The following is a 26,676-nucleotide window of genomic DNA, read 5'->3' on the forward strand; positions in this document are numbered from 1 at the left end:
CCTGTTCCCACTTCATTTGGGAGATGCGTTCGCACCAAACCGCGTGTTGGCCTTGTTACGAGGGAACGCCGAGTCCTCCTTGCCGTAGCACCGCTACGACGCGTCGTCGTGCCTCGCCATGGCACCCATGCCGTGGCTTGCGGCGACATCTGCAAGCAGCGAGGAAAGATGCCGCAGGTCCATTGGCTTGACGAAGTGGTGATTGAACCCTGCGTCACGCGCCATTTCCCGGTCCTGCGGTTGTCCGTATCCGGTCAGTGCGACCAGTATCGTGCCGCCGGTTTGCGGCATGCCGCGCAGGCGGCGGGCCACTTCGTAACCGTCCATTCCAGGCAGTCCGATGTCGATGAAGCACACATGCGGAGTCAGCTGACAGGCTTTTTCGAGGCCGGGCTCAGGGCGATCGCAAATATGGACTTCATGTCCGCCGGTCTCGAGATACATTCCGAGCATGGTCGCCGCGTCGACATTGTCATCGACGATGAGGACCCGCAAGCGCCTCGCGCCGTCAGTCGGGGAGCCGGGAATGTCTGATTTCCTGGCATCCGTATCGCCCGCGGCGCGTGCCAGGCGCACAGTGAAACGGCTTCCCTGACCCAGTCCCGCACTCTCCGCGCTGATGCTGCCGCCATGCAGATCCACCAGGCTCTTCACCAGCGCCAGGCCAATGCCCAGACCTCCCTGCGCGCGATCGGAACTGCGTTCGGCCTGCGCAAACAGTTCGAAGGCACGCATCCGCAGTTCCGGCGACATGCCGATGCCGTTGTCCTGCACCGAAACCTCGACTTCGTCTCCGGACAGTTCCATGCGCAAGGCAATCTCGCCACCCTCCGGCGTGTATTTCGCCGCATTGTTGAGCAAATTGGTGAGCACCTGGACCAGGCGCTTGTTGTCGCCGTCAACAAATACCGGCGCATCCGGAACCTGCACCGCAAGGCGGTGCCTGCGCGACTCGATCAGCGGCCCGACCTGTTCGACCGCGTCGGCAATGATGTCTCCAAGATTCAGCGTCGCCCTGTCGAGCGAGATCAGGCCGCGGGTCACCCGCGATACATCGAGCAGGTCGTCCACCAGGCCGGTGATGTGTTCGACCTGACGGGAGATGACTTCGCTGGTGCGCCGGACACGTTCCTCGTCCGTCCGCGCCAGGCGCAGCAGTTCCGCGGCAGAAGCGATCGGCGCGAGCGGATTGCGCAGTTCATGCGCCAGCATGGCGAGGAACTCATCCTTGCGCCGGTCCGATTGGCGCAAGGCTTCTTCGGCACGCACCCGGTCGGTTACATCCATTTGCGCGATCACGCCGCCCACCACCTCGCCCGCCACGTTGCGCACCGGCGCGCCCGAGATCAGAATGATGCGCCGGCCATCCTGGCCGCCGAAGGGTTCGATTTCAATGATGTCGCGCGCCGAGGCATCTCCTCTCAGCACTCGGGTCAGCGCCCAGTCTTCGATGCCAAGCTGCCGCCCATGGCGCTCGGAGCCGTCGGCCCACCAGCCGCGCCATTTCTCATAATCGAAAAGCCCGTCTGTCTGCGGCACCCGGTCGCCCTCCACGCCCCACAGCATTCTGTGCGCGGAGTTGAAACGCAGCAGCCTGCCCGAAGTGTCCGCCATCACGATGCCGACCGGCGCCGCTTCGAGCAGCGCATCCAGCAAGCGGCGCTCACTTTCGGCCTGCCGCGCGGCCTCCAGCGCGCGGCGCTCGCTGGCCCGCAGCGCATCTTCCGCGCGCTTGCTCTCGGTGATGTCGAACACGATGCCGCTCATGCGCGTCGGCCGTACATTGTCGTGATAGATAGCCCCGTGTTCGGCCAGCCAGCGAATGCTGCCGTCCTTCCAGACTACCCGGAATTCGCAATGCCAGTCCCTGAGTTCCGCAAGCGCGGCATTGAAATCGGCATGAACCCTGCCGCGGTCTTCCGGATGAACATGCTCCAGAAAGCGTTCAAGTCCCCATTCCGTCTGCTGCTCCTCATAGCCGAAGCACTGGCTGTGCCGCAGGGTATGCGTTACCTTGCCGGTGAGGATGTCGAAGTCCCAGGCGCCGATGGCGGCGGCCTCCAGGGTAAACTGCAGGCGGCCCGCGGTTTGCATCAGCAGCTCCTCCGCCCGCCTGCGCTCGGTGATATCGAGGACGACCGCCATGACAAGGTCGGCTTGCTCGTGCGACGCCGCATGAATCAGGCTGACCGATACGCCGCACCACAATATCGTACCGTCCGGACGGATATAGCGCTTCTCTATCTCGAACGGTTCTCCGGTGGCAACCAGGCGTTCAAACAGCAGCATGTTGCGCGAAATATCTTCCGGATGGGTGAATTCGCTCAGATGGCGGCCAAGGATGGTATCCCGGCTTCTGCCGAGGAGTTCGCAGAATCTGCCGTTGGCCTTGACCAGGATACCGCCGGTATCGGTTTCCACGATGCCGACGGTGGACTGTTCGAACAGTGAAGAAAGATGGGTTTCGCTCGCGCGCAAGGCTTCCATAGATCGCGCTCGCTCGATATGCGCCCAGCTGCGCTCCACGATATCTTCCAGCAGGGCGATTTCTTCACCGCTCCAGCGACGCGGCGAGGAATTGTGCACCGCCATCATTGCAACCAGCCGGCCATCCTTGACCAGCGGGCAGCAGATGATGGCCTTGATGCCGATGGCGTTGAACATGCCGGCGCCCTCGTCCGGCGCCAGTTCGGCATTGACATCATGCACGACAAGGGTGCGACCCTGCCGCAAGTCGCGGGCGACGCGCGGCCCGAACAGATCCAGGGAATAAGTGCCCGCCGTCGACGCCGTACCCGGCACCGTCCAGTCATGCCGGATCGTGAATGCATTATTGTCGGCTTCCAGGTCGGCATAGGCGCAGCGAGTTACCCGCATCTGTTCTCCGACCATGCGCGCCGTGACTTCCATGACCGCCTTCGGATCGGCGGCCGTACGGGTAGCCTCGCCTACCGCATCGAGCAGGCGCAGCCTTTCCTCTATCTGCCGCCGCCGTCCGAGATCGGCGGCCAGCAGCCGCACATTGACGACCACCGGCGCCGCCAGCGCGGCCAGCTCCATCGCAAACTCCAGATCGGCCGCGCGATGGCGCCTGCCGGAACGGCCCATGAACAGCGTCAGCGATCCCACCAGCTCATTCCCGAAACGCATCGGCACCGTCAGCATGGATCGGAACGCCAGCTTCCGCAACAGGGCGAGATGTTCGTCATTGGCGGCCACCTGCCGATACCAGGCATCGTCGATGTTCACATGCAGCACGGGCTCGCCGCTGGAAAGCGCGCACAGATTCATGTCGGTTCGGGTCTGACGCACCCATTGCGTCGGCTTCAGGAGAGATTCGGTATCCGCATCGAGATGCGCGCGGACAGTACGGCGCACGCCATCCTCGAGCACGACGTCGAAGAAACCGAAATCGCCCAGGGCGGGAAGACAGGCGTGGATGACGTTGCCGAGCGTCTGCTCAAAGTCCAGCGACGATGCGAGCAACCTGGCGGCTCGCCGGAAGATGTTCAATTGCTGGGTTGCAATATCGGCATCGGTAAGGTCATCGAGTACATTCATACCCAAATTCTACCCGAGCGTTCCTCAACCCATCTGGCAGGGCTCCGTATCCGGCTGCAGGTGGATGGTCAGCGGAAGCAGTCCGCCACGGTTTTTCAGCCAGGCACCAATGTCTTCGGCGGGCTGCGGACGGCTGTAGTAAAAACCCTGCAATTCATCGCATTCGGCGGCTTTCAGCAATTCGACATCGGATGCCTTTTCAACCCCTTCCGCAACCACCTTCAGGCCCAGCGTATGGCCGAGCCCAATGATGGCCCGGGTTACCGTCAGGCTGTGCGGCGCGTGATGCATGCTCCTGATGAAGGAACGATCGATCTTCAGCTTGTCAATGGGGAAACGATACAGATAATTGAGACTCGAATAGCCGGTGCCGAAATCATCGATGGAAATGGAGAAACCGAGCGCCTTGATGGCTTCCAGCGTCTCGATCGTGGCCTGCACGTTTTCCATCAGAATGGATTCCGTCAATTCCAGCTCGATATGGCGGGGGTCGACCGGACAGGCTGCCAGCGCCTCGCGCAATACCGGCAGCAGGCTGCCGTCCCTCAACTGCACCGCCGACAGATTGATCGATACCGGAATCTCGCCCATGCCCTGCTCTTTCCAGGCGAGGTGCTGACGGCAGGCTTGCTGGATGATCCAGGCGCCGATCGGCACGATCAAGCCGCTTTCTTCCGCGATCGGGATGAACTGCGCCGGCTGCATCATTCCTTCGTCGGAATGCGTCCAGCGCAGCAGGCATTCGACGCCCGCCACGCTGCCGGTCCTGGCGTCGATCCTGGGCTGATAATGCAATACGAGTTCATTGCGCTCCACCGCGTGCCGCAGGCCGCTTTCCAGGTGCAGATGGCGGACGATGCGGTCATTGAGCGTCTGCGTGAAGAACTGCGCGTTGTTGCGGCCCTGGCTCTTGGCTTCGTACATTGCCGAATCGGCGTTGCGCATCAGCTCCGCGATATCGCTGCCGTCTTCGGGGAATACCGACACGCCTATGCTGCAGGAGATGTAAAGCTCGGCGCCTTCGATCCGGTGCGGCGAAGTGATCATCGGGATCAGCCGGCGCTCGATGATCCGGCCGACCTCCTCGGCATCCTTGATCTCATTGAGGATGATGACGAATTCATCGCCGCCGAGGCGGCTGACGGTATCGCCTTCGCGCACAACGTGGATCAGCCGGTCGGCCACCGAGCGCAGCAGGCTGTCGCCGACATGATGCCCTAGCGAGTCATTGATGTTCTTGAACCGGTCAAGATCGATGAACAGGATGCCCAGCCTTCCATTCTTTCGCCTAGCCTGCTGGATGGAAAGCGTAAGCCTTTCCTCGAACAGGAGCCGGTTCGGCAGCGAGGTCAGAGCGTCATGATGCGCAAGGAAATGAATGTGCTGCTCGCTTGCCTTGCGATCGCTGATGTCCAGCGAGATGGCGATGAAATGCGTGATGTCGCCATTGCCATCCCTTACCGCATTGACGACCAGCCAGGCGGGATAGGTCAGCTCCTTCTTGCCGGTAATCCAGGCCTCGCCTTGCCAGGAACCGGTAGCGATGGCCGTCTGGCGGATGGTGGAAAACAGGTCCTTCTCGTTGCGCTCGACCAGCAGGAAACCCGGCTGCTTGCCAAGCAGATCGGGCAAGCCATAGGAAGTGCTCCGGCAAAAGGCAAGGTTGGCCGAGATCATGACGCCATCGGCATTCATCACGACAATGCCTTCCGACGAGGCGGAGAACACCTTGGCCCACAGTTCGAGACGCGACTCCAGCGATTTGATCTGTCCGATCGGGGTAAAGGTGCTCAGTACCGCGGGTTGCCCCTGGTATTCCACGCGGCGCGCAGACACCAGCGCCCAGCTCGGATGGAGTCCGCCTAGCCAGCGCACCTCGAATTCATCGATGCTGCCCACGTCGCTGAGCGCCTGAAAGAAGCGGATCCGGGCTTCCGGCTCCATTCCGGATTTCCAGGGGTCGGTGCCGAGCCCGTTCAGCCAAGCCTCGGCCGCGTGATTGGCATGCAAGACCTGGTGATGCGGAATCGCGGTCACCAGCAGCGGTATCGGCACGCTGTCGACGAGTTCGCGCTGGGCTTCCGAAGCGCGCGCCCGGGCTACCAGTTCCTGCTGGGCGATGCGCTGGCGATCGAGCTGCTCAAGCATGCTGTTGAAGCCGCCCACCAGCCGGCCGATTTCATCTTCGCTGTGCCAGACCGCGCGCAAGGTGTAGTCGCCTGAACGGCGCACGTTTTCCGCCACATTGGCCACGCGCCCCAGCGGCAGGGCGATCTGGCGCGCCACATAAAACACTACCGACAGAATCACCAGCAACAGCAGTCCCGCCGTGCCGAGGTGGGTCCACATGCGGTGAAACTCGCTTTTGATGCGCGTGGCAAGCAGGCGATGCAGTTCGCCCTGCGTATCGGCCCAGGCCGATTGCAGGTTGGATAGCGCCGCGCGATAGGCATATCCCGGATCATCGTCGATCCTGCTTCCGGGCGAGGCGTTGATGATCTTGTGGCTGATCGCGCGGAAGTGATGCAGCGATGTGGAAAGCGCGGCATGCGACTGATCGAGGTTGCGCCTGAGATCCGGCGTGCTGGCGGCGAACGCTTCGCTGTAGTCGGTATCGACTCCCTTGACGATGGCGTCGAGCCGTCCCGACAAGATGAGGAACTCGATGCGCCACCGCTGCCTCTGATCTTCCCGCAGAACATTCCCGCCCTGGATCAGCCGATGCATGTCATTGAGGACCTCCAGCAGTTCCGGGAAACGCAGCACCACGAGCGACATCGTGTAATAACTGTCGAGATCCGGATCGAGAATCAGGTTGGACTGGTTGCCGATGCGGGTCAGCAATGCGCGGCCTGCAGCCATGGCCAAGGCGTCGGCCGATTTTCCCTGCTGCGGTCCGGTGTAGGAATCGGCCTCCGAGGCGGCACGGCGCAGCAGATGCACAAGTCCTGCCGCGAGTTCGGCACTGTCCATTCCCTGGCCGAATTCGCGTTCGGCCCGCTCCAGCTTTTCCGGCAAGAGGGCAATCGGCTTGGGCAGGGAGGCTGCTTCCGCCGATACTGGATCCGTGTTCAAGGTGTTGACGAACAGTGCCTGGCGCACGACGCCGATATATTGGTTTCCCGCCACTTCCTTTTCTGCGAAGTTGATGGCAATGAACTTTTCGCGAATCAGGATACCGGAGACGAAAATCACTGCCGTCAGGTCGAGGAAATAAATCAGCGCCAGTTTGCGGCTGACCGTAAGCCGTCCTATCAGGCGGGAAAGGTATTGCCGCATAGCGTCTTGGAAGAATTGAGGACATTTTCCAAGATGCAATATGCGTACCAGTCCGAAGGACGCCCGCCGCCGCAATGTCGTGATAAACCGGGTCTGCGCGATACACCTGTGTCATTTGCAGGAGTGCCTGCACATTGGCAGTGCAAAACCGCACCAAATATCGTGCAAAATATCGCACCATATCGTTGCGCCTTGGAAAGGTCATCGCAGTGATGCGGTCCTTCGGGAGCAAATTGTCATTCGCAGTGTCAGAAAGCCAATACATTGCTGCTCACGTCGCCATTCATGGCCAGCAAGGAACATAACCAGGAAAGATCCAACTGCATCATGCGTATGCCCGCCATGCAAGACCTGAGCGTCTGCGACAAGGAAACCATCCACGAACCTGAACTGATCCAGCCTTTCGGCGCCCTGCTTGCAATGGAGATGCCCGGTTTGCGCGTGGCGCGCGCCAGCGACAACCTTGAACCGTTCCTTGGCATCGCGGCAGCCGATGCCATCGGCCGTTCCCTGCGCGATCTCATCGGCGACGAGCCTTTCAGCCGGCTCACCGACGCCCTGCGAAACGGCGAGTTGCATTCGGTGTCGCCCATGCTCATGACGCCGCCGGCCGGCGATCATGTCTGCCATATGTATTACAACAGCACGGGCACCATGCTCATTGCCGAATTCGAGGCGGAACAGGAAGAGTCTTCAACCCGATCCCCGGATCCGGGACTGCTCGGCGACTTGCCGTTCAAGGCCATTCACGAATGCCGCAGCCATGAGGCACTGGCGCGCCTGCTGGCCAGGGAAATGCGGCGGGTCACGGGATTCGACCGAGTGATCGTCTATCGTTTCGACGAGGACTGGCATGGCATCGTCATCGCGGAAGACCGCAACGAACGCTATACCCATTCCTTCCTCGGCCACCACTTCCCGGCAAGCGACATACCTGTGCCGGCGCGCAAGCTGTTTTCACTGAACCGCCTGCGGATGATTCCGGACGTCGCCTACACGCCCGTGCCGGTACTGCCGCATGGCGAAGCCGGGAAAGCCGGAAGCCACGCGCGTCTGGACATGACCTATTGCATGCTGCGCAATGTCGCGCCGGTGCACCTGGAATACCTGTCCAACATGGATGTGCGCGCTTCGCTGACGATTTCCATCATGTGCGGCGACCAGTTATGGGGCATGGTGACCTGTCACAACGGAACAGCCGCGCCCATTCCGCTTCATGCCCGACAGCATTGCAAGGTGCTGGGGGAAGTGGCCTCCTACGCGGTGGCCAGCATTGCGCGCAATGAGCAGATGCACAAAGGCGAACTGCGCAGGAGCGAACTCAGGAAAGTGCAGGACATTTTCGGCGACAGCGCCGATTTCCCGGAAGCCATCCGCAGCGCAAGCGCACCCATGCTGAGCGCAATTGATGCCGAAGCCCTCATCATCAAGCTCGACGGACAACTGTTTGAACTGGGCTCCACGGTACCGCCGGCCGTGCATGAACTGGTCCGCGGGATCCTGGAGAAGGAACTGCGCGGCGGCCTTGCTTACAGCCGCAACATGTCCGCGCTTGATGCCGGCCTGGCGTCGGCCGCCCGTTCCGCCAGCGGCGCCCTGTACTGCCCGCTCGGCGAGCGCGGCAACTACCTGCTTGCCCTGCGCGGCGAAGTCGTGGAGGCCCGCAACTGGGCCGGCAATCCGTACAAGCCTGTCGATCTTCCGGCAAGCGGCCGACTGCATCCCCGCAAATCCTTCGAGCTCTGGCAGGAGTCGGTGCGCGGCTATTCGAAGCGCTGGGACAACGTCGATCTGGATGCCGCAAAAGAATTGCGACGCCTGCTCCTGGAACGCAACGAACAGATCGCGCGCAAGGCCTTCGAGGGCGCGTGGCAGCAGGAGCGCGACCGCAGCAGCGATATCCTGGAGGCGATGGGTGAAGGCTTCCTGCTGGTCGACCGGGATTTCACCATCCTGCGCATCAATGCGGAAGGCTTGCGGCTGACCGGAAAGGGTGCTGGCGACATCGTCGGCCGCAAGTTGTGGGAAGTATGGCCCAATGCCTACGAATCGTTTTCCGGGCAGGCCTACCGGCGCGCGATGCAGGAGCGGATATCGCTGTCCATCGAAAAGGATGTCGGAGACGGGCATCAGGGACCGCTCTGGATTCATATCCGCATCTATCCTTCCTCCGACGGGCTGGCGCTGTTCTTCAGCGACATCACCCAGCGCAAGAATATGGAAGCGGCGCTGCGCAGCATAAACGACACGCTTGAGGAGCGGGTCGCCGAGCGCACCGAGGAACTGAAGCGGGCGCATGAACAATTGCTGCAAAGCCAGAAGATGGAAGCGCTGGGCCAGCTTACCGGCGGCATCGCACACGATTTCAACAACCTGCTGTCGAGCATCGTGAGCAGCCACGACATGCTGCGCCTGCGCCTCGAACAGGGCAATGTACGGGAGCTGGAACGCTATGTCGGCACCGCTTCGCGGGCGACGGAACGCGCGGCGAATCTCACGCAGCGCCTCCTGTCTTTCGCCCGCAAGCAGGACCTGAGGGCGGCGCCGCTTGACATCAACGGCCTGGTGGAAAACCTGAGGGAACTGATCGAGCAGGCAGTTGGTTCCGGCATACGCGTCGAGATCGTGACCGAAGCACCCGTCTGGACAACGCTCTGCGATGCGCACCAGCTTGAGAACGCCCTGCTCAACCTGACAATCAATGCCCGCGACGCGATGTCCCAGGGCGGCACGCTGTCGGTAACGACGCGCAATGTGCCGCGCGACCAGCTTGCCGGGATGACGCTGGCGCAGCTCGCGCCCGGCGATTATGTCTGCGTCAGCGTGAGCGATACCGGAACCGGCATGCCGCCCGAGGTGGTCGAGCGCGCCTTCGATCCGTTCTTCACCACCAAGCCGCCCGGCAAGGGGACCGGCCTCGGCCTGTCGATGATTTACGGTTTTGCGCAGCAGTCGGGGGGCGCCATCGGCATCGACACCCGCGAAGGCCAGGGAACGACGGTGCATCTCTACCTGCCGCGCCATGGCGGCGATGAGGACATGCGATCCCGATCTTATTGATCCGGCCCGAAAAATGGTGCATTTTTCCGGTCGCTGATCTCACCCTCTGCCTCTGGGAGAGGGTCGGGGTAAGGGAAGCCGGCCCAACTTGTTTTCGGGCCGGATCTAGAACGGATTGCGGATGAGTGTACGGAAGCATCGGTTGCCTTGGGATGCAGGGCAAGGCGGGAGAACCGCAGTGTGGCGGGCCACACCAGCGACGCACAACGCCGCCATGCGCCCAAGACAAGCCGAGGCGACCGACCATCCACCTGCAATACGCTCTATATACCTGGCTGCACGAATGTCCGATGGCCGATGAAGGAGCGCCCTGCCCTGCAGGAATGCATCCTGCGTGATCAATGAAAGGAATCCGCATGAAACTGGTTTTCGCTTCGCTGATATTTTCCACCTTCATGGCCGGCGGCGCCGTTCTGGCACAGACGGCAGGGCTTCCCAATGCCAGTTCGTCCGCGCCCGAGGCCCGGCATGAGATTGCCCGCGGCAAGCTGGCCGCAGAGCTGCGGCGCGGCGGCTATGTCATTTATTTCCGCCATGCGGCGACCGACTTTTCGCGTTCGGATTCGGGCATGAAGGCCTACGACGATTGCGCCAATCAGCGCCTGCTGTCGGAAGCGGGGCGGGAACAGGCGCGCCGGATCGGCGAACAGATCCGTGCGCTGCGCCTCGCCACCGGGGAAGTGCTCGCCAGCCCGTATTGCCGCACCATGGAAACCGCCCGCCTGGCATTCGGACAGGCACAGGCGCGCACGGAAATTCGCGAGAAGGACGCCGGCGACTACGCCGGGCTCAAGCGCCTGCTGGCGGCACAATTGCCGGCTGGAGCGAATCGCTGGGTAGTCGGACATGGCACGCCTTTCCGCGCCATTTCCGGCCCGCCGCACCTGGATGAGGGCGAGGCGGCCGTCATCAAGCCGCTGGGAAACGGCTGGCGCGTCGTGGCGCGGGTCATGCCAGAAGACTGGGCGGCACTGGCGAAAAACGGGGAATGAAAAACGGGGCATGGATGGCATTCGGACTTCGCCTTGGCGGGGCGGCGAGTGCAACATCGGCCTGGCAACGCGGGGAACGCTGCCGGCTGTAATCAGTCCATCCCGGATTCAGCGCCCGCAGTGCGGCGTTTTCTCGTCAGGAGGCAACATGCTCAAGTCCATGGGATACGGTGCGACCAGCGCCAGCGAACCCTTAAGCCAGCTCAATTTCGAACGCCGCGCGCCGGGGCCGAAAGATGTCCAGATCGATATTCTCTACTGCGGCGTTTGCCACTCCGATCTGCATACGGCGCGCAACGAATGGAACAATACCGTTTACCCGGTCGTCCCCGGGCATGAAATCATCGGCCGTGTCAGCGCTGTGGGAAACGAAGTCACCCGCTTCAAGATTGGCGATCTCGCCGGCGTGGGCTGCATGGTGGATTCCTGTCAGCATTGCCGGAGCTGCTCGGAAGGCCTGGAGCAATATTGCGAGAACGGTTTCGTCGGCACGTATAACGGCGAAGAGATGCATTCCGGAGGCATGACGTACGGCGGATATGCCAACAACATTGTCGTCACGGAAAAGTTTGTTCTGCGCATTTCCGACAAGCTCGACCCGGCCGCGGCCGCGCCGCTGCTGTGCGCCGGCATCACCACGTGGTCGCCGCTGCGCCACTGGAAGGTCGGCAAGGGACAGAAGGTCGGCATCGTCGGCCTGGGCGGACTCGGCCACATGGGCATCAAGCTGGCTCATGCGCTTGGCGCCCATGTCGTGCTGTTCACTACTTCGCCGGACAAACGCGACGATGCGCGCAGGCTTGGGGCCGACGAAGTGGTGGTCTCGAAAAATGCCGGAGAGATGGCGGCCCATGCGAACTCCTTCGACTTCATCCTGAACACCGTGGCCGCGGCGCACGATCTGGATGCCTTCCTCGTGCTGCTCAAGCGCGAGGGCACCATGACCCTGGTCGGCGCTCCTTCGCATCCTCATCCGTCGCCGCAGGTCTTCAACCTGATCATGAAACGCCGCCACCTCGCCGGCTCCCTGATCGGCGGCATTGCCGAGACACAGGAAATGCTGGATTTCTGCGCGGAACATGGCATCGTCTCCGACATCGAGATCATTCCTATCCAGCAGATCAACCAGGCCTACGAACGCATGCTGAAAAGCGATGTGAAGTATCGCTTCGTCATCGACATGGCTTCACTGAAACAAGGCGCGCCGGCATAGGGACGGCATGAATGCAGGCGACGCATCGGTGGCCGCGGCATGCTGTCTTGCCGAAACCTCTGCGCGCGCCGGTGATCCAAGCTCAATGAGCAGGCACACTTTGCGCTTGCCGCTGCCCTTGGGACTCCCATGTCAAAGACCATCTTCAAATTTCTGCTGCCGCTGCTGATGCTTTCCGTCGCCATCCCGGAATCGGAGGCAAAACGCATGGGCGGCGGCCGTTCCACCGGCCGCCAGGCGCAAGGCATCAAAAAGACCGCACCGCCGGCCGGCGCTCGCACGGTTCAGCCGGAAAGAATGCAGCGCTCCCAGACGCCGCCGCCGGCAGCCGCCCGGCAGCCCGACGAGCGCATCGCACGCCCGCAACCCGTTCCGCAAGCTCCTCCCCCGGCATCGGCTCCGACGCCTGCGCAAACCCTGCCGCGCCAGGCGGCCAGCCCATGGGGCGGCATGCTGGGCGGAGCACTGCTTGGACTGGGACTCGGCTCGTTGATGTCGCGCGATGGCAATGCCGCCGATCAGGCAAACCAGGCGAACCAGGCAAACCAGCAAGCAGGCAGCAGCGGTTCCGGTGAAAGCGGCAGCGGCGCATCGGGCACCTCCGGCGCTTCGGGCGACTATGCCGATGCGCCGGCGCGACAGGCACCGCAGGAAGCGAAGCCGCAAACGGCAGGAATCTTCGGCACCATGCTGCCGCTCGCATTGCTTGCCTTCGTCATCTATTTTGCCGTCCGCAGGATGCGCCGCAGAAACCGCTGAGACGAGCAAGAGCTTTGCACAGGGCAAGACAACATTTCCAACATCGAGGAATACCATGACACCCGAAGAAAACCAGGCACTGCGGCAACTCTTGTCGCAACTCGTACAAATCCGGGGCATCGACAAGGACCCTGAAGCCGAGCGCATGATTGCGCAAGCAGTCGCGCAGCAACCCGATGCGGCCTATCTGCTGGTGCAGCGGACAATGATTCTCGAGCAGGCGCTCAATGGCGCCAAAGAACAGATCAACCAGCTGCAGTCGCAAAACCGGCATGGCACGCCATCAACCGCCGGCCGCAGCTTCCTTGATGCGAATTCCTGGGGCAATCACGCATCGACATCCGCATCCGCGAACACCCACCGCGCAGTGGAAACTTCGGTGACCGGCCGCCCGTTGAACAATTCCGGAAATCCACAGTGGAATGGTGTCGGCACCGGCATGCAGCCGGGCATGGGCGCGATGCCCGGCCGCAGGTCGAGTTTTCTCGGCGGCGGGGGCAGCATGCTCGGGACCATGGCGGCAACCGCGGCGGGCGTGGCGGGCGGTGCCTTTCTATTCCATGGCATCGGCAATCTGCTTGGCAATCAGAACCACGGCGATGGTCAGGGACTCGCCGACAAAGTCTCCGCAAATGAAAACAGCGGCAACGAACTGAACAATAACGAGACGGCCGGCAGCCAGGATCTTTCGCTGGCCGATGACGGCGCCGCCGCGGCAGCGGATGATTCAATGCTGAGCGACAGCAGCGGCTTTGACAGCGGCGGCTTTGATGGTGATTCGTATGAAGCCTGATCCGCTTGCCGGAGCAGCCGTTCTACTCCCATTGTGAAAGCACCCTGTTTCTGCCAGCCCGCTTGGCTTCGTATAGCATTTTGTCAGCGCGCTCAAAGAGGTGGGCGGTGGTCTCTCCTACCGCATGCGTGGCAAGGCCACCGCTGACGGTCACCCGGATATGACCGTGCGAAGTCATGACGCCGTGCTGCTCGACATGGGCACGGATTCGCTGCCCCAGGAGCATGATCTCCGCCGGATCGGCAATGCGGACGAAAACCGCAATCTCCTCTCCTCCATACCTGACGGCGAGATCCTCGGTGCGCACGCAACTGCCGACAAGCTGGGCAACCCCGCGCAGCACGTCGTCGCCGACGAGATGGCCGTAGGTATCGTTGATGGATTTGAAGCGGTCGATATCGAAGAGCAGCAGGGAAAAACCGCGTTCTTCATGTCTTAGATGCGCACTGACCGCATCATGCAGCCACTCCTGCATGTACAGGCGGGTATAGAGTCCGGTAAGAGGATCGCGTATGGCCGCCTCCAGCAGTTCTGCCTGCAGCCGCCAGCGTTCAACCAGGAAGCAGACAGCGATAAACGTGAATGCTGCGGCCAGCGCGGCGAGGCCGGTAGGAATGCCGACCCTCGCCCGGTAATCTTCCGCGTCGGCATGCAGATAGCCGCGTCCACCGATCTCGCGCATGTCGTAGGCTTTCTGGAGATAGGTTTTCCCGGGCAGTTCTTCGAACTGGACGAAGCGCATGTCCGCCGTCACCGGGCGGACCGTCTTCATGCCGAGCGGTGTGAAGTCATGTTCACCATACTGCCTGCTCTGCCGCATCCGGGCCATCTGCGCCGGATCAAGCTGCAACATGCTCTTGAATGTCCAGGATCCGAGCCCGCTCATCAACAGGATGCCGTTGGCGTCGGCAACCAGCGCAAGCTTTCCATGGGCTTGCCAGTCCTTCCATAACAACGCCTCGAAATCCTTGAACGGCCGCGAAACACGCAGTGCAACCACACCTTGTATCCGGTGATCGATGATCACCGGCCGGGATAGAAAATAGCCCAGGGCCTGGCTGGTTGCGCCGATGCCGACAAAACGTCCGGTTCTTCCCTCTACCGCATCCTGGAAGTAAGGGCGATATGCCACATTCCGGCCGAGAATGGCGTCGAGGGAACGCCACCTGCTGTCGGCGATGACCTTGCCCGACAAATCCATCACCCAGATTCTGTCGCAGCCGATACGCGCGGCGATTTCAGCCAGGGCCAGGTTGACTTCATGGAGTTTTGCAGGCTCCGGCTCCTGCAGCGCGGCACGTACCGCCGCCGACGATGCCAGGGTCTCAGGCAGCACTTCGTACTTGCCCAACTGGTCGAGAAAATACAGCCTTGCCAAATCATTGCGGCTATCCAGCGTGCGTTCGATCGTACGCAGCGCATCTTCCTTGATGCCTAAATGTGCCGCCACAACCATACCCGCGAGCAAAGCGGCCAGCAGGCTCAGCATGAAGGTACGGCAATGGATGCCGGAGAGCGTTTTCTTCAAACCACGCACATTTATGTTTTTAATGTACTGCACATGCTCCTTTCCTGGTGGCGCAAAGGTCACTTGCCAATACTGGCGCGAATTAAGAATCCGCTGATCCAATGTCGACTGGTATGGTGCGGTTACCATGTCAATCATGCTCGCAAGGCCCTGGCTTTACTATTCTCGTCTGCTTGTTGTCTTGTCTCGGCTGGCTTCGCCACATCCATCACATTAGAGCGTTTTCGACCTGACCGGCCTGGTCGAGGCGGAGGCAGGCCAGGGTGAAGCCACTCTAGCCTTCAGTACGTTTACAGCTCAGTCCCACCAGCCTGTGCCTGCAATATCCCTAAATCGCTTTTCTTAAAGCTCGCTTGAGAACACATTGAACATGCCAAACTGGTGGTACACCAAACGTGCATGAAATTCACAGAGCGTCGCTGTCGTCGAGTCATCTTGCACGACGAAGTCTCAGGCGAAGTCTTACCGAACTCAAAAACGGACTATTACACTCCAGCTCCTTGGTCGTCATATGTGTAGAGAATGCCGCTTGAGTTCCATTAGCATTGGATATTTTCCCAGGTGCTCCCGTAGTCACGTCAAACCAGACGGCAGGTACGATGGAAGAACTTCCGTATATGCCAGGTACCGGGCAATGCACTGCACTTATCGCGCGATTGACCGCGGGGGACCTGAATGCTTTTGTTCAGGTAGATCAGATTAAAAAAAAGCCCACCGCGAGGGTGGGCGAAAGGGGCTGGGACCCCTGGAGACAACCGGAAAAACCTTGGTACGCGCATCGGACTCAGCGACACGACCGACTCACTGAATGGTGTCGCTGTTAAAATCCCATTTCATCGAGAACGACGCTATCTCTTCTCGCACATCGCCCTGGGTCAAATGATTTTCATGTCGATCAATGAGCAAGCCGGACTATACGGACCCTGAAGAAATTTCTCTAATCGTAATTTTTTATCTTGCCTATCATCGTTTCTTATATAACGATCATGCTTTTCGCGTTAAGTACTGTCGGCACAGCGAAATTTTCATTCCTTCAACAAGTCATTAAGAACTACTTGTAGTGCATGTAGCAGAAAGTGAAGCGAAATTAAACATGGCAACATGAGGTTTCGTCGCAGTGCACGTTCGATTCCGGCTCAAACCAAAGACTTGTCGTCGCACGGCATGCGCCTGGGATAGGAATTTCCAACCGCTCAAAAGTGGACCAAGGCTGGAATGCGAAGCGTCAAGAAGTTGATGATGAAGCACGTTGAATAAGGTTCTAAGCCTAGTTTCAGATTGCCTCTTCGTTAGAGCGAATCGGGAATGAGCGACGTCCATATCGGCGAGCGGACGAGAAAATCACGGAAGAAATAAGGAACGAACATGCCGCATTTTCTGAAACCTGACATTTGATTATGGGTCTCGAACGCAATTCCGAATATTTTCGGAACAACCGGCAGGAATACGGAATGGTTAAGTAGTGGATTACATATCGCCGCCACAGAAGGATAGCCGCGGTTAAATCGTAACTGATAAATTAATGTTTTCATGTTTATAACGTTTTATTATTGGTAATTCCCTGCGTAGACTTTTATAGTCTCGCTGGGATGTTTCATAAGCCGAACAAGGAGACGACAACGGGCATGGCTGTGGCCGGAGGCCATTTGCTGTGGGAATACGCCGGATATGCCACCAAGGGATGCGGATGACGCAATGGGAACGTGGACTGCCTGCGTTTATGAACGCATGTCATCGATAGAAATAAATGCAAATGCGTATGGCGTGATGCAAAACCGGATGACATTCGAGGACCGGGCATCGCAATCGTATTGGAGGCACCGCGCTCCGGCCGGAGGCGGTACGGCATGGGCGCCTCTGCTGTGCAGTTGTACCTGACAGATAAGTTTAAGGCGCCGGGAGAGCGGCAGCAGAATTGGAGCATGGCGCAGCCTTCCTCCAGGCACATGCTTGAATACTGTGGCAGGTGCAATGAGCCTGCCACGAGGAGTGCGCTTCCGTGAACTCCATGCGACACACCTGACACGGCTATACCTGGAGCAAGTCACGCTGCAATTCTATGGCAAGGCTCTCACTGCCCGGGACATTGGCGAACATGTCTGCCTGTCGCCCGTGATCGGCGGCAGAGTGACGACCTTGTATTTGGCAGGTGTTCGGTCGGCCATGCAGCGCATCCGGCGAAGGCATGGCGAATTGAATGTCCGCATGTCAACACTTGCCGGGATGACGAGAAGTGTACGGGGAGGCGCTGTGTTGATAGAGGCATGAGGAGCAGGCCGGCATGACGAGATGGCACCGCGTCAGACAAGTGGCGGCGGTTCCCGGGGCGCTCGGCGCGCCAATAGCGAACGCTCACATTGGAGCCGACTTGACGGTTAGCAGAGGCTGGTTTGGAAAAGGCCTATTCATGCCGCATGAAAAAGTTTGCGCTGGGGGCGAACCGCCCGCAGCGATTTGCCACTCAGAGGTGGCCACCTTGAATATGCAAGGCGCCAGGGAAATACCGCCGATGTAGATGCTTGAACGCATAGTAACCGGCGTACCGTAGCAGCCGTAAATTTATGCAAGAACAATGATGCTCATAAAGCACCTGCGCCATTCGTTGCCAGCCGCTTTATCAAACGGAACCGCAGGTTTGCGGCATGGATGGACGTAACTGGAGAGAAGTCTCGTTTATGGAAATTTATCAACTCCGCACCTTCGTGACTGTGGCGAAGCTGGGACACATTACCAAGGCAGCAGATGCATTGCATGTCACCCAGCCCGCAGTGACAGGCCACATCAAGGCCCTCGAGCAGGAACTGGGCATTGCGCTTTTCGAACGCAGCCACGGCAAAATATCGCTGACCAAAGCCGGTGAGATCCTGCTGCCGGAAGTGGAAAAAACTTTGTATGCCTTCAATTCAACCCTGGTGCGGGCCAAGGAGATCAAGGGTGAAATCAGCGGACGCGTTATCGTCGGCACGATCGGCGATCCCGATTTTCTGAGGCTGGGGAGCTTTCTGAGTGGATTGATGACCACCCTGCCGCTGCTGGAAATAAAGACCAGATCCGCTCATGCCATGGCCATTCTGGATGGCGTGACGACAAAAAAAATGACTGCGGGATTTCATATCGGCACCGTCATCAATCCTGATCTGGCCAGCCTGCCCTTGCGCAGCATACGGTATCGCGTCGTCGCGCCGCCTTCGTTCGCCGAGCGTCTTCCTGGCTGCGGCTGGGGAGATGTGGCCGCCATGCCCTGGATAGGAGCTCCGGAAAAGTGCCATATTCATCAGTTACTGCTTTCCTTGTTCGGCCAGCATGGGCTGCGGCCGAACATCGTGATGGAGACTGACGAATTGAACGCGCCGCACAGCCTGGTGCGTGCCGGACTCGGATTTGCGCTGTTAAGGGAAGACCTCGCGCTCGCAGCGGCCGCACGCGGTGACATCGTCATCTGGAGCCATGCCACCATAGGCACACAGCTTTCCTTCGTGTATCGGGCAGACATGGATATCGAACCGATGATCGTGGGGATGCTTGCCGTGCTTCGCGATACCTGGGATCTTGAAGACACCGCGCCGTAAAGACAAACGAAAGCAAATCAAGGAAATTGACAGCGCGGCGCACCGTGCTTTGCTCCCAGATTTAATCGGACCCACACGTCAGCTTATCGACAGGAGAAAATTAAGATTCATGACCGACCATGCGTTCGCGCCGCGCCGTAATTAAAGATGGTAAAGATGGAAGTCCTTTTTCGTCCGACTCTTCACTGACAGATGACAAACAGTCGATGCCGATGACACAGCCATGCTTTGCCGCTCGCAGGCAACTTGGATCGTTTTCGCCCTGACCGGTTTAGTTGAGGCCGAGGCAGACTGCTGCTGGAACAAGGCGTGACGACGTGACATGGCCAAGCCATGGCCAAGCCATGGCAAGGATGGCAAGGAGTCACAACGCCGTGCCGGCGGCAATCTGTCGGGGGCCGGCAGGCAGGTCAGGGTGCATCCGCTCTGGGAGATGCGGACAGATGATGATGACGCCGATTGACTTAAAAGAAGGTATCGGACCGAATTTACAAAGCTGCTGTCCGAGCGCAAGTCACCACGGGCTAGGGGGTGGCAGGACGATTTGCCGAAATGTCTCAAGGTTCCGCCATATGGCTTGCATCCGGCATGCAGAGATCTCCCGATCGCCTTTGCATTTCGATGACAGGCAGCCGATCTCCGTCACCCTGCGTTCCTTTGTTTAGCCTGGGCGGCATGGCACCATCGATTTGTGATATTTCCTGCATCCGGTCGTACTTCGGATTGTTCTCTCGGCGGATGCTGCGTTCAGCATTACGGATGAGACGCTCAAGCGTGACGACATGCTCAACCGGGAAGGCACCCGAGGCCGAACCGGCCGAGAGCAGCAACACATGAGCCCCGATGCGCAGTACTGCCATTGCCGCCTCGGACTCAGTCTTTGGATCGGCATTATGCTGGTTCACTCCATGCCCCGGCTCCACGAGTTGCTGTATTGCGGCTACCAGTATCTTGCCTGAGGCACTGCACTTCATGAACAGCATCTCTTGCAATCGGATGAGCTGGTCGGAAGACATATGCATGGACAGGTCGTGGCGACCGAACATGACGCCATCCGCCATGCCCAGCACTTCTTCGATGCGCGAAAGCGCTGCGGGATTGTCAATTCTGGCCATGAGTCCCGGTCTTGTTCCGACGAGACTCCTGACTTCGGCAAATCCTTCAGCACCGCAAGCAGCGGACAAGGCCAGCCAGTCCACGCCCAGTCCGGCAGCACTGACCGCATCGGCGCGGTCTTTTTCCGTCAAGGCCGCAGGCCATGTGCGGGTGGGGACGGAAACGCGTTTTGCATCCGCAATATAGCCGCCTGCCAGCACAATGGTTTCAACATGATCGAGCGCCGCCGACATAACCAGCAGCCGCACCCGGCCGTCATCGATAAGGATTTCGTCGCCCGGGCGCACCAGCCTGAAGAATTCAGGATGGGGCAATGGAATGCGCCTGCTGTTTCCCGGAGACTCATCGAGTTCCAGGCATAGCATCTGCCCTGCGCACAGGCTGACGAATCCGCCCACCATCGATCCGAGCCTGAACGCCGTTCCCTGGAGGTCGGCCAGTATGACGGCGGGACGCGACGTTCCGGTGTCGACGGCACGTATCGCCCGGCACCGCTCTCCATGTGCTGCGCGCGAGCCGTGGCTCAGATCGAGCCTGAAAATGTCTGTGCCGGCGTCATACAATTCTGCAATGACGTCCGGATGGCTGCTTGACGTTCCGAGGGTTGACATGATCCCTGTCCTTCTCTTGCGAACCCCAACCCAGTAATCCTGCATACCTACCCCTTTTCCCTTCCGGCAAACCCGCTTGATATCGTTCCGCGCGATGAGCGTGGCAATCCGGCATTTTGTACCGGACCATTACAGGTGAGTAGCAATGGCAGGCCCCCTGTTCCATCGATGACCTCTTTTCGGTCGGCGGATTTGTATGCTCTTTCCGAAATTCCTTAAAACGGGCCTGACTATAAAGATTGGAGCGTGATAAGACCAATCGCAAATTCTTATTTTTTTCATCAGTTCTCGTTATGCGAAACGGAACCCTGCGGACAGTATTTGTAGGACTGCACCAAGGCAACTGGAACTTTTTACATGGCATGCCACATATGGATGTAGCGATTGCCTTTTCAGGATGCTGGAAGATCGGGTAAAGGCGGCGTGCATTACAGTCAAAACGCATGTCTTGGCTTCCGCAGTCCGGTCCCGCTTCCGCGGAACGGGATCGCAGGTATTACCCATATCGAATTTGGAGGTCTGACAGGTGTTACCGAAGTTGATGGGGGCATCCGGACAGAAAAAGAATGAACCAACAACATACTTATGCTGTAGCACTGGGCGACTCCGACTACACCGCCGACTGTTCATTTGTTGAAGATCCCGGAGCACAGCCGTCAACGATCCTGATAGAGAATTCCGCCAGATTGGTTTACCTGGTCAACAGCAATGCCCTGCTTGCCAAGGATATCGCACTGAAACTCGGAGCCTACGGTTATCGCGTCATCGCCTTCGACAGCATGGCGCATCTCGCGGAGCATCTGCCTGCCGTTCCGATCAATCCTATTCTGGTCGACGTTGCCAGTCACGGCGTCGATGAGTGGACGCTCAGCGAGATCGGACGAATCCGCGAGCTCTGTCAGAGCAGGATTCCGATGCTGCTGCTGTCTGCCCATGCGAACATGGAATTACGATTGAAAGCCGCACATGCCGGTATCGACGCTTTCTTCATCAAACCGCTGGATATTCAGGCGTTGGTCGATTACCTCGATACGCTGTGTCCGGCCCAGGAACAAGCCCCTTACCGGCTGCTCCTGATCGGCAACGACCGGCAACGATCCGGGACCTATGCCGACGCGTTTCATGCCGCCGGCATGGAAGTGTCGATGCTGCTCAAGCCGCTGGACATGTTCGGCGCGCTTGGCGACAGCCGGCCGGAACTGGTGATGATGGATGTGGAAACATCGGGGTGCGGGGGCGTGGACCTGACGGCGCTGATCAGGCAAAGCAAGACCTTCCTGGAACTTCCCATCGTGCTGCTGAGTTCGCAGGCATCCCAGCAGGCGTGGCGGGATGCGATTCGTTGCGGGGCCGATGATCTCTTCCCGCGTTCGATGGCGATTGGAGAGCTGATTCAAGCGGTATCGCTGCGCATCGAACGTTACCGGGCCTTGCAGACCCTGATCATGCGCGACGGCCTGACCGGACTCTACAACCACGCCGCGTTGCGGGAACAGGCTGAACGTGAATTGACGCGAAGCATGCGGCGCGGCGAACAACTGACGCTGGCGATGATCGATCTTGATGACTTTAAGCGCATCAACGACACTTACGGTCACCCGGTTGGCGACCAGGTATTGCGGGCCGCCGCGCGTCTTCTCCAGCGACGGCTGCGCAATGCCGATGTCGTCGGCCGTTACGGCGGCGAAGAGTTTGCCGTTCTCCTGCCGGCCACCGACACCAAAGCTGCTGCCGGCGTGCTCGACGAGATTCGTGCAGCGTTTCAAGCCATCCGGCACAAGACCGACAAGAGCGAATTCAGCGCTACGTTTTCGGTGGGGCTGGCCCAGTTCGGCGGTCAGAGCGGTCCGGCCAGCGTGGCGCAGTTATTCGTTGCCGCGGACCAGGCGCTTTACCGCGCCAAGCACGCTGGCCGGAATCGTGTCGAAATTGCGTCCGCCGACTGCGCCTGAATCCGTAAGACGCGGCGCTCCCCTCGGCAGACAGTTCTTGCACCGCCTGGTCGTATTTACACTGTCACCTGCTCCTCTTTTGCAATTTCGATCAGGCGGAATGGCGGCTGGTCGGGGTAGGCACGCTGCAGCAGGGGACGGGCAACGTTGTACACCGGGATGCCATTGACCGTACTGCCCTCGGGCGTGCCGCGATGTGCATGGCCATGCACGACTGCGTGGACCGGGTAATGAATCAGCGGATCTTCCAGACGGCTTGTTCCCAGGAAAGGATAGATTTCCACCGGTTCGCCGCGTACGGTGGCTTCAATCGGCGAGTAATGCAGCATGGCGATCCGGTGCTTTGTCCGCAGCTTCGCCAAGGCTGTTTCCAGTTTCAGCGCCTCCTGCAGAGCCTCGTTGACGAAAGCCTTGATGACGCCTTCCCCCCATGGGCCAAGAGCGCCTCTGCCATAGCCGCCGGCAAAACCCTTGGTACCGGCGATCCCGATGCCATGCACCTCGCAGGCATCTCCGTCGAGCACCTTGACGCCGCCGTCGGACAGGATGCGCTGCACCTGATCTTGCTGGCCTGACTCGAAATCATGGTTGCCGAGCACGGCAACGATAGGCAGCTTTGCGTAGGAAAGTTCCTCCACGAGGATATGTGTTTCCTCCGGCAAGCCGTAATCAGTCAGGTCGCCGCATAGCAGCAGCACGTCCGCCGCTTCGGATACCTGCGAAAAGAAATTGCGCAATGTGCCGCCAGAATCCTTTGTGCAATGCAAGTCGCCGACGGCCGCCAACCGGATTGTTCCCGATGAATTCATATCACCCCTCATTTCATGGTTGCTCATGTGGATCGATACCTATGCTCAGCAGTCGTTCCCGGAAAATGGCCATCCGGGACGCACCATCCGTAGCGGAGTGACCGCAAATCCATGGCATAAGTTTTGCTGGATATTCATCATTTAACTGCTCTCACTCCGAATATGCAGACACTTCTTCAAAACGCCGCGGATGAAAAGGACAATGCTGCTGCTTTCTATCGGGATGTGCTGCAGAGCCTTGCCAAGGCGAAAATTCCGTTCATGGTGGGCGGGGCTTACGCGTTCTCGCATTTCACAGGCATTACTAGACCCACCAAAGACCTTGACCTCTTTATCCTGCGTAACGATTTCGATCACCTGACCGAATCGCTCAAACCTTATGGATACGCAACGGAGCTGACGTATCCGCACTGGCTCGGCAAGATTTATAGCGGCGAACACTTCGTCGATCTCATCTTCAGTTCCGGCAATGGAATTGCAGAGGTGGACGGCGCGTGGTTCCAGCATGCGGTATCGGACGAGGTGCTCGGGGAGCCGGTTCTGATTTGCCCGGTTGAGGAAACCATCTGGTCGAAGGCTTTCATCATGGAAAGGGAGCGGTTTGACGGGGCAGACATCGCGCACCTGATACGTACCAGCGGCGCAGACATGGACTGGAAGCGCCTGCTGGAAAGATTCGATCCGCACTGGCGCCTGCTGTTCAGCCATCTCGTGCTGTTCGGCTTTGTCTATCCCGATCATCACAACCTGGTTCCGCACTGGTTGATGAATACGCTGATGGACAGGCTGCGTGCGGAAATGGAATCGGCGCCGGCGGCGGACCATGTGTGCCAGGGCACCTTGCTCTCGCGTGAGCAATATCTTCCCGATATCGAGCGCTGGGGCTATCGGGACGCCCGCCTCCTGCCGCCCGGCACGATGACGGTCCAGGATGCGGAGAGCTGGACCGACGCGATTCCGAACCGCAGCGAGAAGAACGAGTGAAGACTCGGAATTTTTCCGCGGAATCGCTCTAGGGCCTGTTCCCACTTCGTTCGGGAGATCCGTTCGCATCAAAACGCGTATTGGCGGTGGAGCGTGGCTACGCAAAGGCTGACCGCCTTTGCCAGCCATGCAACGCCTACGGTGCCTTCGCACTCCCGAACGCAGTGTGATCAGGCCCTACGCCGTCTTGTCGAGTGCGGCTTTCTTCGCCCGCGCTTCCGTTACCAGATAGAGCACGATCGCGACCGTCAGCGGCACCAGATAGTAAATGGCGCGGTAGGCCAGAAGCCCCGCCAGCATGGTATTGCGTGAAAGATCGTCGGCCAGCAGGGCGATGAAGACGGCCTCCAGTACTCCGAGACCAGCCGGCACATGAGTAATCACGCCGGCAACCGCCGCGACGAGAAGAACCGCAAGCACCGCCGGATACGCTATTTTCTGCTCAAGCAGAAAATAAATGATCCCACCTATCAACATCCAGTTCAGCGAAGAGAGACCGAGCTGCAGCAGCGCCACGCGAAGCGCGGGCAAGGTGATCTCCCTGCCCCGCACTGTCCAGCTGCGGCGCTTTGAGAAAGCGCAGAGCGCCACATAGGCCACAGCTACCAGGAACAGGACGAAGCCAAGCACGCGCAAGGCCTGCTGGTCTATCTTCCAGTTCTGCGGCACGTCGATCGGACTCAGCCAGAACGACAAGCCGGCCAGCAGAAGGTATCCCAGCCAATTGGTGATCATGCTCATGAACAGCACACGGGTGATCACCTCGGCATCCAGGCCCAGCCGCGAGTAGAGGCGATAGCGGAACGCCACGCCGCCGATCAGCGAGCCGAAGTTGAGGTTGAATGCATAACTGATGAAGTTCACCGTCATGACCTTGGGAATCGGCAGGCCATGACCGGTGGCTTGCCGCCCGAACAGGTCGAAGCAGCTGTAAAGCAGATGGCTGAGCGCGGCGAGCAATGCCGCCAGCAGCAAGCCCTGCAACGGACGCTGCTGCAGGGCCGCGAACACCTTGTCCCATTCGATGGAGCGCGCCTGCGTGAAAAGCAGATAGCCGACCGCGGCAAAGAAGGCAATCTTCGCAATGCGTTTTAGCCATTGCCACCAAGCCTTGCCGGCAAGACCTGCGGCAGGCGGACCCGCTTCAGGCGAAGCCGTCCCGCTGCCGGCGGGCTTGCCTTGAAAACCTTGTTCCTGCCTCATGAGCGTGCCGTTTCGGTAACGCGGTCGGTATCCTTGTGCTGCGCAGCCGGACTGGCGCCGGAAGATGACAGCATGGTGAGTTTGGGCGCATGGGCCGGAAGCCAGCCGGCCCAGTCGGGATAGCGACGCAGGATGTGGTAAAGGAAGAAGCCGCGCACGCGTCGCCACCAGCTCGACTCCTGCAATTCCTCGGCCTGTATCTGCTTGCAGCTGTGCTGCATCAGGAACCGCAGTTTTTCATGGAGCTGATGATTGAAGTCGCGATCATGGATGAATACGTTGGCCTCAAGATTGAGAGCGAGGCTGAGCGGATCGAGATTGCTCGACCCCACGGTCGCCCACTCGTCATCGACCAGCGCGACCTTGCCATGCAGCGGCCGGTCGCAATACTCATAGATGCGTACGCCTGCGCGCAGCAGGTGCGAGTAAAGCATGCTGGCCCCGAATTTGACGATGGCCATGTCCGGCATTCCCTGCAGGATCAGCACCACTTCGACGCCGCGCCGGGCCGCCTTGCGCAACTCCTTGAGCAGCCGGTAGCCGGGAAAGAAATAGGCATTGGCGATGATCACCCGCTTTTTCGCAAGCCGGATGCCGAGGCGATACTGGCGTTCAATATCGCTGCGGTGCCGGTGATTGTCGCGCCACACGAAGAGCGCTTCCGCCGTGCCGGCGACGGGAAGTTTTTCGGGCGGCGATGTCTTCCATGGACGAGACCAGCGCCAGCCTGTCTTTCCAACAGTCATCGCCGCATGAGCGAAGCGCCGGATGTAGGCAACGATCGGCCCCTCGATCTCCACCGCATAATCCTGTTTCGCTTCCGGGCCAAAATCGAGCAAATGATCGGCGGAATAATTGATGCCCCCAATGAATGCGCGCTCGCAGTCGACCACGACGATCTTGCGGTGCATCCGCCGGAATACATTGGTGCGCTGGCCGAACAGGCGCATGCCGGGATCGAAGACATGAACGCGCACGCCCGCATTGGTCAGGCTGGAAATGTATTCATCCGACAGGTCAGGTGAACCAAAGCCGTCGATGGTCATGTCAATCCGCGCACCGCGGCGCGCGGCAGCAAGCAACGCATCTCGCAGGGCCAGTCCGACCTTGTCTTCGTAGAGGATGAACGTTTCAAGCACGACTTCCTTGCGCGCACTGGCAATTACTTCGAACACGCGCGGGAAAAATTCCTCTCCGTTCTCCAGCAAGGTGAACTTGTTTCCTTTGATCCACTGTTGAGCCACTGC

At 59.6% G+C, this 26,676-nt stretch carries 16 protein-coding genes; 9 read left to right on the forward strand and 7 right to left on the reverse strand.

From position 1 onward, the window contains the following. Nucleotides 1-93 precede the first annotated feature (93 nt). Nucleotides 94-3,561 (reverse strand): PAS domain S-box protein, encoded by a 3,468-nt coding sequence (locus FH061_RS24240; RefSeq protein WP_151638413.1) that lies wholly within the window; start codon nucleotides 3,559-3,561, stop codon nucleotides 94-96. A gap of 24 nt (nucleotides 3,562-3,585) precedes the next feature. Then, the gene (locus tag FH061_RS24245; protein WP_151638414.1) at nucleotides 3,586-6,840 is read right to left on the reverse strand and encodes an EAL domain-containing protein; all 3,255 of its coding nucleotides are present in this window, start codon (nucleotides 6,838-6,840) and stop codon (nucleotides 3,586-3,588) included. Nucleotides 6,841-7,167: 327 nt separating this feature from the next. On the opposite strand from FH061_RS24245, the gene FH061_RS24250 reads away from it, so the two are divergent. The 5 genes from FH061_RS24250 to FH061_RS24265 all read left to right on the forward strand — a co-directional run bounded on the left by FH061_RS24250 (nucleotide 7,168) and on the right by FH061_RS24265 (nucleotide 13,657). Continuing rightward, nucleotides 7,168-9,900, forward strand: coding sequence for an ATP-binding protein (locus tag FH061_RS24250; RefSeq protein WP_192805232.1), 2,733 nt, complete (start codon nucleotides 7,168-7,170; stop codon nucleotides 9,898-9,900). A gap of 356 nt (nucleotides 9,901-10,256) precedes the next feature. After that, entirely contained in the window at nucleotides 10,257-10,892 is a 636-nt protein-coding gene (locus FH061_RS24255) for a histidine phosphatase family protein (protein ID WP_192805233.1), read from the forward strand. A 148-nt stretch (nucleotides 10,893-11,040) separates the two neighbouring features. Beyond that, nucleotides 11,041-12,105 carry an NAD(P)-dependent alcohol dehydrogenase gene (locus FH061_RS24260; RefSeq protein WP_151638417.1) on the forward strand — a complete coding sequence of 355 codons (1,065 nt, stop codon included), beginning with the start codon at nucleotides 11,041-11,043 and terminating at the stop codon, nucleotides 12,103-12,105. A gap of 129 nt (nucleotides 12,106-12,234) precedes the next feature. Next, nucleotides 12,235-12,864, forward strand: coding sequence for a hypothetical protein (locus FH061_RS30680; protein WP_192805234.1), 630 nt, complete (start codon nucleotides 12,235-12,237; stop codon nucleotides 12,862-12,864). 55 nt (nucleotides 12,865-12,919) lie between these two features. Beyond that, entirely contained in the window at nucleotides 12,920-13,657 is a 738-nt protein-coding gene (locus FH061_RS24265) for a DUF2076 domain-containing protein (RefSeq protein ID WP_192805235.1), read from the forward strand. A 22-nt stretch (nucleotides 13,658-13,679) separates the two neighbouring features. Here the strand turns inward: FH061_RS24265 and FH061_RS24270 are convergent, their stop codons facing one another. Then, entirely contained in the window at nucleotides 13,680-15,218 is a 1,539-nt protein-coding gene (locus FH061_RS24270; RefSeq protein ID WP_192805236.1) for a sensor domain-containing diguanylate cyclase, read from the reverse strand. Nucleotides 15,219-17,860: 2,642 nt separating this feature from the next. On the opposite strand from FH061_RS24270, the gene FH061_RS24275 reads away from it, so the two are divergent. Both FH061_RS24275 and FH061_RS30685 read left to right on the forward strand, forming a co-directional pair. Next, nucleotides 17,861-18,754, forward strand: a complete 894-nt coding sequence (locus FH061_RS24275; RefSeq protein ID WP_151638420.1) for a LysR family transcriptional regulator — start codon at nucleotides 17,861-17,863, stop codon at nucleotides 18,752-18,754. Nucleotides 18,755-19,076: 322 nt separating this feature from the next. Continuing rightward, the gene (locus FH061_RS30685) at nucleotides 19,077-19,217 is read left to right on the forward strand and encodes a hypothetical protein (RefSeq protein WP_192805237.1); all 141 of its coding nucleotides are present in this window, start codon (nucleotides 19,077-19,079) and stop codon (nucleotides 19,215-19,217) included. A 94-nt stretch (nucleotides 19,218-19,311) separates the two neighbouring features. Here the strand turns inward: FH061_RS30685 and FH061_RS24280 are convergent, their stop codons facing one another. Next, complete coding sequence (locus FH061_RS24280) at nucleotides 19,312-20,526, reverse strand: pyruvate kinase (protein ID WP_151638421.1); 1,215 nt, start codon at nucleotides 20,524-20,526, stop codon at nucleotides 19,312-19,314. 521 nt (nucleotides 20,527-21,047) lie between these two features. Between FH061_RS24280 and FH061_RS24285 the strand changes: the two genes are divergently transcribed. Beyond that, the gene (locus FH061_RS24285) at nucleotides 21,048-22,433 is read left to right on the forward strand and encodes a GGDEF domain-containing response regulator (RefSeq protein WP_151638422.1); all 1,386 of its coding nucleotides are present in this window, start codon (nucleotides 21,048-21,050) and stop codon (nucleotides 22,431-22,433) included. A 56-nt stretch (nucleotides 22,434-22,489) separates the two neighbouring features. Here FH061_RS24285 and FH061_RS24290 read toward each other — a convergent pair whose 3' ends face one another. Further along, entirely contained in the window at nucleotides 22,490-23,269 is a 780-nt protein-coding gene (locus FH061_RS24290) for a metallophosphoesterase family protein (RefSeq protein WP_318841045.1), read from the reverse strand. 135 nt (nucleotides 23,270-23,404) lie between these two features. Here FH061_RS24290 and FH061_RS24295 point away from each other — a divergent pair, with 135 nt between their 5' ends. Then, nucleotides 23,405-24,226: a nucleotidyltransferase family protein gene (locus FH061_RS24295; protein ID WP_151638424.1), complete on the forward strand. Its 822-nt coding sequence runs from the start codon at nucleotides 23,405-23,407 to the stop codon at nucleotides 24,224-24,226. Nucleotides 24,227-24,403: 177 nt separating this feature from the next. Here FH061_RS24295 and FH061_RS24300 read toward each other — a convergent pair whose 3' ends face one another. Then, nucleotides 24,404-25,429: a lysylphosphatidylglycerol synthase domain-containing protein gene (locus tag FH061_RS24300; RefSeq protein ID WP_151638425.1), complete on the reverse strand. Its 1,026-nt coding sequence runs from the start codon at nucleotides 25,427-25,429 to the stop codon at nucleotides 24,404-24,406. Continuing rightward, complete coding sequence (gene clsB, locus FH061_RS24305; protein ID WP_151638426.1) at nucleotides 25,426-26,673, reverse strand: cardiolipin synthase ClsB; 1,248 nt, start codon at nucleotides 26,671-26,673, stop codon at nucleotides 25,426-25,428. Before clsB ends, FH061_RS24300 begins: the two co-directional genes overlap by 4 nt. Nucleotides 26,674-26,676 lie beyond the last annotated feature (3 nt).

This window comes from Noviherbaspirillum aerium (assembly GCF_008929045.1).
Classification (GTDB): domain Bacteria; phylum Pseudomonadota; class Gammaproteobacteria; order Burkholderiales; family Burkholderiaceae_D; genus Noviherbaspirillum; species Noviherbaspirillum aerium.

What these genes read in the sequence shown, in the direction of transcription:
- FH061_RS24285 (WP_151638422.1), top strand. Translation starts at nt 21,048, where the DNA reads ATGAACCAACAACATACTTATGCTGTAGCACTGGGCGACTCCGACTAC.
- FH061_RS24250 (WP_192805232.1), top strand. Translation starts at nt 7,168, where the DNA reads ATGCGTATGCCCGCCATGCAAGACCTGAGCGTCTGCGACAAGGAAACC.
- FH061_RS24280 (WP_151638421.1), bottom strand. Translation starts at nt 20,526, where the DNA reads ATGCAGGATTACTGGGTTGGGGTTCGCAAGAGAAGGACAGGGATCATG.
- FH061_RS24245 (WP_151638414.1), bottom strand. Translation starts at nt 6,840, where the DNA reads ATGCGGCAATACCTTTCCCGCCTGATAGGACGGCTTACGGTCAGCCGC.
- FH061_RS30685 (WP_192805237.1), top strand. Translation starts at nt 19,077, where the DNA reads ATGGCCAAGCCATGGCCAAGCCATGGCAAGGATGGCAAGGAGTCACAA.
- FH061_RS24290 (WP_318841045.1), bottom strand. Translation starts at nt 23,269, where the DNA reads ATGAGCAACCATGAAATGAGGGGTGATATGAATTCATCGGGAACAATC.
- FH061_RS24295 (WP_151638424.1), top strand. Translation starts at nt 23,405, where the DNA reads ATGCAGACACTTCTTCAAAACGCCGCGGATGAAAAGGACAATGCTGCT.
- FH061_RS24265 (WP_192805235.1), top strand. Translation starts at nt 12,920, where the DNA reads ATGACACCCGAAGAAAACCAGGCACTGCGGCAACTCTTGTCGCAACTC.
- FH061_RS24255 (WP_192805233.1), top strand. Translation starts at nt 10,257, where the DNA reads ATGAAACTGGTTTTCGCTTCGCTGATATTTTCCACCTTCATGGCCGGC.
- FH061_RS30680 (WP_192805234.1), top strand. Translation starts at nt 12,235, where the DNA reads ATGTCAAAGACCATCTTCAAATTTCTGCTGCCGCTGCTGATGCTTTCC.
- FH061_RS24275 (WP_151638420.1), top strand. Translation starts at nt 17,861, where the DNA reads ATGGAAATTTATCAACTCCGCACCTTCGTGACTGTGGCGAAGCTGGGA.
- FH061_RS24300 (WP_151638425.1), bottom strand. Translation starts at nt 25,429, where the DNA reads ATGAGGCAGGAACAAGGTTTTCAAGGCAAGCCCGCCGGCAGCGGGACG.
- FH061_RS24240 (WP_151638413.1), bottom strand. Translation starts at nt 3,561, where the DNA reads ATGAATGTACTCGATGACCTTACCGATGCCGATATTGCAACCCAGCAA.
- FH061_RS24260 (WP_151638417.1), top strand. Translation starts at nt 11,041, where the DNA reads ATGCTCAAGTCCATGGGATACGGTGCGACCAGCGCCAGCGAACCCTTA.